A 1,902-nucleotide genomic window follows, 5' to 3' on the forward strand; every position below is an offset into this window, starting at 1 on the left:
TCGCGTCCACGGCCGCCTCGGTCAGGTCCCCCATCACGAGCCGGACCTCCGCCGTCCCCCCACCGTCGCGGGGCACCGAGCGGGTGCGCTCGGGGGGACGCCGGGTCGGATCGCTCGGGGACGCCGGCGCCGGCTTCGCAGGCGCCGACACGTCGGACGCGCCGGTCGCGCGGGCCGCCCGCTCGGCCCGACGTTGCTCCAGGGCGGCGCGCTTGGCGTCGTAGGCGTCCCCCGCCAGGAGGTCGTCGCGCTCGAAGCCGGTCCGGCGGCGCTCCGCTTCGGCGCGCATGCGTTTGCGGGCGCCGCCGACGTCGCCCCGCTCGAGCGCGTCGGCGATGCGGTCGATCGCCGCCCGGTGACGGCGGATCGGGGGGACGTCGGGGGCGTCCGCGACGAGGGCGCGCATCGCGGCGACCTCCGCCGCGACCGCGGCGCGGTCGCCGCGCCGGGCGGCGTCGAGCGCGACCTCGCGGCGGGCCGCGATCCGGTGCGCGGCGTCCGCGGCCGCGACCGCGTCGTCGCGCGCGGCGGCGGCGTACGTGGCGTCGTCGAGGAGGGCGACCCGCAGATCGAGGTCGACGGCGGCGGGGGCGCCGGTGGGGTCGGTCCACGTGAGCACCAGGGTGCCGGCGTCGACGTCGGTCGCGGGGTCGCCGGGCGCGACCTCCACCTCGGCCAGGACGTCCAGGGGGAGGCCGTCGACGAGGTCGGGCAGGACCGTCGCGTCGCCGTCGACGCCGTACGCACCGAGGACCGACGCGAGGTGGACCCGCGGGTCGCCGTCGGCGGTCCGGGCGCGAACGTCCCGGGCGACGGTCGCGTCGGCCCCGACGACCTCCGCGACGACCGCGTCGCGGACGTCGCCCGCGGTTTCGGCGTAGCCGAACCGGCCGGCGCCGGCCTCGGCGAGGGCCGCGAGCAGGTCCTCCCCGAAGCGCGGGCCGACCCCGAGCGTGCTGGTGGCGATCCCGGTGGCGTGGAGGTCGGCGACGTCCTGGGCGAACGTCGCGGGGTCGGTGACGCCGACGTTGGCGCGGCCGTCGGTGAGGAGGAGGACGCGGGCGCGTCGGGCAGGGTCCAGGTGGTCGGCAAGCGCCTGCGCACCCTCGGTCCAGCCACCGTGGAGGGCGGTGCGTCCGCGCGCCGTGACGTCGTCGACCGCCGCGTGCAGGGCGCTGCGGTCCGACCCGAGTTCGGTGAGGGGCGCGCGTCGCTCGACCTCATGGTCGAACGTGACGAGGGCGACCCGGTCGCCGTCCTCGAGGAGGTCGATCGCGTCGTGCGCGCCCTGCCGCGCCGCCTCGAGCGGCGCCCCCCGCATCGAGCCGGAGCGGTCGAGGACGAGGGCGAGATCGAGGGGGGTGCGCGCGGGGCGTGCACCGTCCTCGAGGTGCCCCTCGAGACGCAGGAGGACGGGAACCGTGCCGCCCGCCGCGGGGAGGCCGTCCGGGACGAGCGGTCGGAGGGTGGCGGTCACGGTCCCGCCGCCGGCGGCGTGGCTCCGGGCGTGCGCCGTCGTGGCGGGGGTGGCGTCGGGGGTGGCGTGCGGGTCGGTGCGGTCGTTCTCCGGCATTCAGTCCCTCCCTTGGGCGTAGAGCACGATCTGGCGGACGACGTGGTCGAGCAGGCGTTGGCGGGCGTCGATGGTGGCGGGGAGCCGCACGTCCCTGCGGACGTGCAGCTCGACGCCGTCGAGGAGGGGGACGCGGTCCCAGGCGACCGCGTCGGGGGCGGTGCGGGGGTCGACGGCGGCGTCGAGGGCGAGCAGGTCGACGCCGGCCGGGTCGGAGGGGGGCGGGTGGGGCGCTCGGGGACCGGCGGCGCTGCGAGCGCGGATGGCGTCGAGGGCGGCGCGGGCGGCGGCGCGCGGGTCGGCGGCCGCCGCAGCCTCGCCGAGCCGGG

The 1,902-nt window shown here is 79.2% G+C and carries 2 protein-coding genes; both read right to left on the reverse strand.

Annotation, left to right across the window (positions count from 1 at the left end):
- Window positions 1–1,573: VWA domain-containing protein (locus RI554_11365; protein MDR9392613.1), on the reverse strand; the 1,573-nt coding region annotated here is incomplete at its 3' end.
- On the reverse strand, window positions 1,574–1,902 hold a 329-nt coding region (locus RI554_11370; protein ID MDR9392614.1), incomplete at its 5' end, for a hypothetical protein.

Source organism: Trueperaceae bacterium (assembly GCA_031581195.1).
Lineage (GTDB): Bacteria > Deinococcota > Deinococci > Deinococcales > Trueperaceae > SLSQ01.